Source organism: Paenibacillus sp. 01T422, assembly GCF_056398785.1.
In genome coordinates, this window is record NZ_JBFTQB010000244.1 from 1 (window position 1) to 7,304 (window position 7,304).

General features: G+C 51.5%; 5 protein-coding genes and 1 riboswitch. Of the genes, 2 read left to right on the forward strand and 3 right to left on the reverse strand.

Annotation, left to right across the window (positions count from 1 at the left end):
• Positions 1-151 precede the first annotated feature (151 nt).
• A complete protein-coding gene (locus AC1DUA_RS15480; protein WP_477500620.1) occupies positions 152-661 on the forward strand; it encodes a DinB family protein in 510 nt (169 codons plus the stop codon).
• A gap of 60 nt (positions 662-721) precedes the next feature.
• On the opposite strand, the gene gcvPB is transcribed toward AC1DUA_RS15480, so the two are convergent.
• Genes gcvPB through gcvT form a run of 3 tightly spaced genes read right to left on the reverse strand, consistent with a single transcriptional unit; the run spans position 722 to position 4,698 of the window.
• Positions 722-2,221, reverse strand: coding sequence for an aminomethyl-transferring glycine dehydrogenase subunit GcvPB (gene gcvPB / locus AC1DUA_RS15485; protein WP_477500624.1), 1,500 nt, complete (start codon positions 2,219-2,221; stop codon positions 722-724).
• Positions 2,222-2,223: 2 nt separating this feature from the next.
• Positions 2,224-3,576, reverse strand: a complete 1,353-nt coding sequence (gene gcvPA / locus AC1DUA_RS15490) for an aminomethyl-transferring glycine dehydrogenase subunit GcvPA (RefSeq protein ID WP_477500621.1) — start codon at positions 3,574-3,576, stop codon at positions 2,224-2,226.
• Positions 3,577-3,600: 24 nt separating this feature from the next.
• Positions 3,601-4,698, reverse strand: a complete 1,098-nt coding sequence (gene gcvT, locus AC1DUA_RS15495) for a glycine cleavage system aminomethyltransferase GcvT (RefSeq protein WP_477500622.1) — start codon at positions 4,696-4,698, stop codon at positions 3,601-3,603.
• A gap of 204 nt (positions 4,699-4,902) precedes the next feature.
• Positions 4,903-4,999: riboswitch (glycine riboswitch) on the reverse strand.
• A gap of 162 nt (positions 5,000-5,161) precedes the next feature.
• On the opposite strand from gcvT, the gene gcvH reads away from it, so the two are divergent.
• Positions 5,162-5,551, forward strand: coding sequence for a glycine cleavage system protein GcvH (gene gcvH / locus AC1DUA_RS15500; RefSeq protein ID WP_477500623.1), 390 nt, complete (start codon positions 5,162-5,164; stop codon positions 5,549-5,551).
• Positions 5,552-7,304: the final 1,753 nt, after the last annotated feature.

Below are 7,304 nucleotides of genomic sequence, written 5' to 3' on the forward strand. Positions count from 1 at the left end.
CCCCAGATGCTTATCGAGTTGTTGCAGGACATTACGCAAAATCTAAATCAATATTATGCTTCGATGCCGATTGACTGACCGCTTTTGTCAGTGAAGACGAGGTACAATGAGCTCATGTTTAACACAGTTTCCATTCTGAGGAGGATGAAGCATGAGAGAACAAACGATCAAAACCTATGATTATCACGTCTGGGCCAATAAAAGAGTATTCGAACGACTAGCGGAATTACCGGAGGAAGTCCTGCATCAGGAGCTTGGTAATGTGTTTCCAACGGTTTACCAAGGGCTCGTACACATTTACCAGGTAGATACGGTTTGGTTGTCAGGCATGATGGGAAACAGCTATGAGCAAATTATAGAGCTGCTCGGCACGATTGAAGCTAAGACTACAGGTAAAAGCTTGCAGCAAATTGAATCTGCGTACTGGGAAAAAGCCGAGGAGTATCGCGTTTTTCTGAACGGCGTCGACGATCTGCAGGCGAAGAGGCAATTCCCGCATCCAACCTTTGGCGTGCTGAATGCTAGCCTCAATGAGTTGATTCAGCATATCGTGAACCACGGCACGTACCATAGAGGCAATATTTCCTCGATGCTCCGTCAGCTGGGGCATGCGGGGGCATCAAGCGATTTCGTCTTCTATTTATACGAAGTTAATAAGTAAGTGAAAAAGGCTGCCGTAGAAGTCTAAGAAACATAAGACTTCTGCGGCAGCCCCATTTTTTTATCCGCAGCTGCAATTCAGGACAGGCTTGCGGGCGGCAAGCGCTTCATCCATACGGCTGACCACGGTGGTGTATGGCGCATTTTTGACGATATCAGGATTCTCTTCGGCCTCTTTGGCAATGGCGATCATCGTGTCGATGAATTCGTCCAGCGTCTGCTTGCTTTCCGTCTCAGTCGGCTCGATCATGATACATTCCTCTACGCTAATCGGGAAGTAGATCGTCGGCGGATGGTAGCCAAAGTCAAGCAATCGTTTGGCGATATCGAGGGTGCGTACACCAAGCTTCTTCTGACGGTTGCCCGACAGCACGAACTCGTGCTTGCAGAAGCGGGGATGCGGCACATCGTAGTAAGGCGTCAGCCTTGCCAGCATATAGTTGGCGTTCAGCACGGCAAACTCGGATACTTTGCGCAGACCTTCTGGACCGAGCGTCCGAATATAGGTATAGGCGCGGACAAGGATGCCGAAGTTGCCGTAGTAGCCTTTCACGCGGCCAATTGACTGCGGGTAGTTATATTCGAAATAAAAGCTGCCGTTCTCCTTTTGCGCCACGAGCGGCGTAGGCAGGAACGGGATGAGCTTTTCTTTGACGCCGACAGGGCCAGCACCGGGACCGCCGCCGCCATGCGGGGTGCTCATCGTTTTGTGCAAGTTGAGATGGACAACATCGAAGCCCATGTCACCGGGGCGGGTAATGCCCATAATGGCATTCGCGTTAGCGCCGTCATAGTAGAGGAGTCCGCCTGCAGCATGGACGATCTCGGCGATCTCTACGATCTGCTCTTCGAATAAGCCAAGTGTGTTTGGATTGGTGAGCATCAGGGCGGCTGTGTCCGATCCAACGGCTTTGCGAAGCTCATCGAGATTCACGAGACCGCGTTCGTTGGATTTGATTGTAATGGTCTCAAAACCTGCGACTGTAGCGCTGGCTGGATTCGTGCCATGGGCGGAGTCTGGGCAAATGACCTTGGTCCGCTTTTCGCCGCGGCTCTCATGGTAGGAGCGAATCATCATGAGTCCGGTCCACTCGCCATGTGCACCAGCAGCAGGCTGAAGGGTGACGCGATCCATGCCGGTAATGGCTTCAAGATCATTTTGGAGGTTATAGAGCAGCTCCAGGGCGCCTTGAAGCGATTCTTCCGGCTGGTAGGGGTGTATTTTGGCGAAGCCTGGGAAACGGGCGACGTCTTCGTTGATTTTTGGGTTGTATTTCATGGTACACGAGCCAAGCGGGTAAAAGCCATTGTCCACGCCAAAATTGCGGCGAGAGAGGGCGGTATAGTGGCGGATGACATCCACCTCGTACACTTCCGGTAGCTCCGGCGCGTTCTTGCGCTGGAATTTGGAAGGCAGGACGTCGTTCAAGTCCAGTTCCGGCACATCGGATTCCGGCAGGGAATAGGCGACACGGCCCGCATGGCTCATTTCGAAAATGAGTGCTTTGCCGTCATTTTTCACGTTTATGTTGTCGTTTATGTTGTTTTCGCTGGTGCTCATCGTCATACGAGTTCCTCCAGTGCATCTGCGAAGGCATCGATCTCTTCGCGCGTTCTTTGCTCGGTGACGGCAATTAGCATATGGCCGGCGAGCTCGGGATAGTCGCGGCCAAGATCATAGCCGCCGATGATGTTATGCTGCAGGAGCTTGCTACTGAGCTCCTGCACATTCGTGCCGTCCGGAAGTTTGACGGCAAATTCATTGAAGAAGCTGCTGGCAAACGGCAGCGAAAGCTTGCCGGACGCGGTGAGGCGATTCGCCGCGTAATGAGCTTTGTGGACGTTGAGCTTGCCAACGTCCTGAATGCCTTGCTTGCCCATCGTGGACAAGTACACAGATGCGCAGAGCGCGAGAAGCGCTTGGTTAGAGCAGATGTTCGACGTGGCTTTCTCACGGCGAATGTGCTGCTCCCGCGCTTGGAGCGTCAAGACGAAGCCGCGCTTGCCGGCGCGGTCGACGGTTTGGCCCACGATGCGCCCCGGCATGCGGCGCATCCAGCTTTCGGCGACGGCGAAGTAGCCGCACGTCGGCCCGCCCAGCGCAGCTGGGATGCCGAGCGGCTGGCAGTCGCCGACCACGATGTCAGCGCCGAGCTTGCCCGGCGCTTCGAGCAGCCCGAGCGTGAGCGGATTCGCGCTCACGACGAGCAGCGCGCCCGCGCCGTGCGCGATCGGCTCCGCCGCGCCGATATCCTCCAAGCAGCCGAAGAAATTCGGCGATTGGAGCATGACGGCGGCGGCGCCTTCGGCCTTGGAAGCGAGGTCATCGAAGTCAGTCACGCCGTCTGGCGTGAGGCCGATCTCGACCACTTCCAAGTTCAGCCCGCGGGCGGTCGTGCGCAAGATGCCGCGCGCCTCTGGGTGCACCGCGCGGGAGACGAGCAGACGGCTGCGCTTCGTCGCTCCGCTGGCAAGGGCGCCGGCTTCGGCCAGCGCCGTCGCGCCGTCGTACATCGAAGCGTTCGCTACGGCCATGCCGGTGAGCTCGCAAATGTACGATTGAAATTCAAAAATCGCCTGCAGCTCCCCTTGGGAGATCTCCGGCTGATAGGGCGTGTACGCGGTATAGAACTCCGAACGCGAGATGACATGATTAATCACCACAGGAAGGTGGTGATCGTAGATGCCAGCGCCGAGGAAGCTGGCGTAGCGGTCGAATTCGGCGTTGCGACTGGACAAGCCGCGCATGTAGCGCAGCAGTCCTTGCTCATCCAGCGCCTTCGATACGTTCAGTTCGCCTTGGAAGCGAACCTTCTGGGGAATATCTTGGAACATCTCTTCCATCGAGGAGATGCCGATCGTTTCCAGCATTTCTTTCTGATCTTGCTCCGTAATAGGCAAATAACGATGCTTCATGGTGGGGGCTTGCTCCTCTCCGGGTTACGGTTTTCTTTTATAAAAAGGGGTGGCTACGACTTTCGCTTTGACCTGTGCCCCGCGAATTTCCACATTCACTTCCGTGCCCAGCGCACTGTAGGCGGAATCGATTAAAGCGAGGCCCACATTCGTTTTTAAAGTAGGGGATTGAGTGCCGGTTGTTACTTCTCCAATAGGCGCACCCTCCGTTGTGAAAACCTTGTAATGCGGACGCGGAATGCCCCGGTCGATCATTTCGATGCCGACGAGCTTGCGCGGCGCGCCGTTCGTTTTATGACCAGCGATCACATCACGGCCGATAAAGTCTCCCTTATCCAACTTCACAAAATAGTTCAGCCCGGCCTCCAGCGGCGAAATATCTTTGGAGAGCTCCTGCCCGTATAGGGGAAGGCGCGCTTCAAAACGCAGCGTATCACGAGCACCCAAGCCGGCTGGTACGAGTCCGTGTTCTTGGCCTGCCTCCAGCAGAAGCTTCCACAGCTGCACGGCATCCTGTTGATTGATGTATAGCTCAAAGCCGTCTTCCCCGGTATAACCCGTACGGGATAGGAGGGCGTTGATACCGGATACCTTCACGCCCGATAGGAAACGGAATGTTTTCAAAGTCTGAATAGGCGCGTCTGTTAATTTGGCTAAAATCTGTTCGGCATGGGGACCCTGCACGGCGAGCATAGCGGTTTCATCGGAAATGTTGGTAATCTCGGTATGGTGTTCTGTCAGATTTTGCTGCATCCATGCCACATCTTTATCGATATTGGATGCGTTAATAACGAGCATGTAGTTGTTGTCGCCTAATTTATAAACGAGCAAATCGTCTACGACGCCACCGTCTGGGTAACACATGAGGCTGTATTGGCATTGCCCGTCTTCGAGCTTTGCCACATCGTTCGTGGTGATTTTTTGCAGAAAAGGGAGGGCGTCTTCCCCGGTGACCCGGACTTCTCCCATGTGCGACACATCAAAAAGTCCAGCCTGCTGTCTGACGGCATCGTGCTCTTTTTGAATACCTGTGAACTGCACCGGCAGCTCCCAGCCCCCAAAATCAATAACTCGCGCTCCATGCTCCGCATAAACAGGGAAGAGCGGTGTACGTTTCAGCATGCGTTTACCTCACCTTCGATTTTGTACATCCCATATCTTGCCCAAAATGCAAAAAAGAGCAAAAGATATGCAACACAAACATACCTTTTGCCCTGTCCTTTTTACCTGAGAGTTACCTCGATCAGATCCATGTTCGGTCCGTCAAGTTTCCCCTTTGGTGTCCGAATTCCCGCTTGCGCGTTCATCCGAAGCTCYCCAGAGTTGCGTCCGGTACAAGTCCTTTTGCCTGAGAGATTCACCACTATTGGGCTTACTCCTTCGGCGCCGCGATATTCACTGCGGTCTCTCCTTGCACCATCATTCGCCAATATTCAATTTGAAGTATTGTATTAATTTTTGCCTAGAGAGGTGTGAATTGTCAATTGTAAGTTTTCATAAAAATTCCCTTCGTCCGCCTTGACTTTGATGTTCCCATTAGATTAAGCTAAAATCAAAATTTGCTGGTAAGCGAGGGCGTAAAACGATGAGTAACGTACAAGCCAATTTGTTATACACCAAAGACCATGAGTGGGTAGAAAAGCTGTCGGACACGTTAGTCCGTGTAGGTATTACTGATTTTGCCCAAGATCAATTGGGAGATATTGTGTTTGTTGAGCTGCCTAAGGCTGGCACATCCATTACCGCAAATGAAAGCATCGGCAGTGTGGAATCGGTCAAAACGGTTTCCGATATTTTCTCGCCCGTATCTGGCAAAGTAACGGCTGTGAATGGTTCATTGGAAGGCTCACCTGAGCTTGTCAACAGCGCGCCGTTTGGCGAAGGCTGGATGGTCGAGGTTGAGGTTTCCGGCGCGGATGCGCTTGAAGGTTTGCTGACGGCTGATGAGTATGCTTCGTATATTGGGAATGAGTAGGGAATAAATTTTCCAAGCAAGTAAAGCAGGTTTACATAGGTTTTGATTAAAAAGAGTGCAGGGCCATCGATCTATTGATGCCTTGGACTCTTGTTTTGTTTGCTAAAATACCTCGGCCTCACTAGGAGGATTGGCTCTCATATGCCGCGCAGTCTCTGACTTACCTCCCACCAGCACCAAATATAACAAAAAAGCTAGTTAGTGCACCTCGACCAACCCACTCAGCTCCTATCAACGCCAAACACAACAAAAAGCCACCAGCCAAAGTAGAATCGCCACCCTATGTTGTACTTTGTACAACAAAAAAGCCGATTACGCGTACCTACACCACTCTACGTTGCACTTTGTGCAACGATTTCTCTAAAACTGACTACTCTAGGGGCGATTAAGGTGAAATGAGTGTATTTTGTGCAATGAGAGTAAGGTTTGTGCGGTTTTTGCCTTTTTATGTTGTAGAAAGTGCAATGTAGATTAGTGGTGGAGGCGCGGTGCACCTCTCCAACCGCTTCAGTTTTCCTTGGATTCCACAGGTTCATCCAAGGAGGCTTGGCTCACTTATGACGCGTTGTCACCCACTGAGCTCCCATCAACGCCAAATACAACAAAAAAAGCCAAAAGTCAAAGTAGAATCGCACCCTATGTTGAGCTTCGTACAACAAAAAGGCTGGTTACGCTCATCTAGTCCACCCTATGTTGAACTTCGTACAACAAAAAAGCCAGTTACGCGTACCTAGGCCACTCTACGCTGCACTTCGTACAACAAAAAAGCCGGTAAAGCCCACCTACACCACTCTACGTTGCACTTTGTGCAACGATTTCGCCAAAACTGACTACTTTAGGAGCAATTTAGGTGAAATGAGTGTACTTTGTGCAACGAGAGTAAGACTTGTGCGGTGTATGCCCTTTTTATGTTGTAGAAAGTGCAATGTAGATAAGTGGTGGAGACGCGGCGCACCTTTTCCACCGTTGGGTTCCACRGGTTCATCCAAGCAGGCTTGGCTCACTTATGATGCGCTGTCTCCCACTTACCTCCCACCAACGCCAAACACAACAAAAAGCCACCAGCCAAAGCAGAATCGCTCCCTATGTTGCACATTGTGCAACAAAAAAGCCGATTACGCGCACCTATACCACTCTACGTTGCACTTTGTGCAACGAATTCGCTAAAACTGACTACTCTAGGGGCGATTAAGGTGAAATGAGTGCACTTTGTGCAATGAGAGTAAGGTTTGTGCGGTTATGTCCTTTGTATGTTGTAGAAAGTGCAATGTAGATTAATGGTGGAGGCGCGGCGCACCTTTCCCGCGCTTCATGTGTAATTGAATCCCACCAACACCAAATGAAACAAAAAGCCAACAGCTAAAGTAGAATCGCCACCTATGTTGTACTTTGTACAACAAAAAGGCTGGTTAAGCGCACCTACACCACTCTACGTTGCACTTTGTGCAACGAATTCGCCAAAACTGACTACTTTAGGAGCAATTTAGGTGAAATGAGTGTACTTTGTGCAACGAGAGTAAGGCTTCTACGGTTTATGTCCTTTGTATGTTGTAGAAAGTGCAATGTAGAATGTGCAATACAGAAAGTGCACCCGTAAATAATGATGGAGGCAGCGCACCATCATTATTTACGGGTGCGCCTCTTTATTCACGACCTGCAACAGATGAATTCTCCAATTGGCAGCATCATTTGCTCATGCCAATACTCCCCCTGACGCAGCTTCAAGTCAGGGGGCTTTTTTGATCTCCAAGGG

Bases quoted from the DNA above. Each gene is read 5' to 3' on its own strand.
- AC1DUA_RS15480 (WP_477500620.1), top strand. From the start codon at position 152: ATGAGAGAACAAACGATCAAAACCTATGATTATCACGTCTGGGCCAAT.
- gcvPB (WP_477500624.1), bottom strand. From the start codon at position 2,221: ATGAGCACCAGCGAAAACAACATAAACGACAACATAAACGTGAAAAAT.
- gcvPA (WP_477500621.1), bottom strand. From the start codon at position 3,576: ATGAAGCATCGTTATTTGCCTATTACGGAGCAAGATCAGAAAGAAATG.
- gcvT (WP_477500622.1), bottom strand. From the start codon at position 4,698: ATGCTGAAACGTACACCGCTCTTCCCTGTTTATGCGGAGCATGGAGCG.
- gcvH (WP_477500623.1), top strand. From the start codon at position 5,162: ATGAGTAACGTACAAGCCAATTTGTTATACACCAAAGACCATGAGTGG.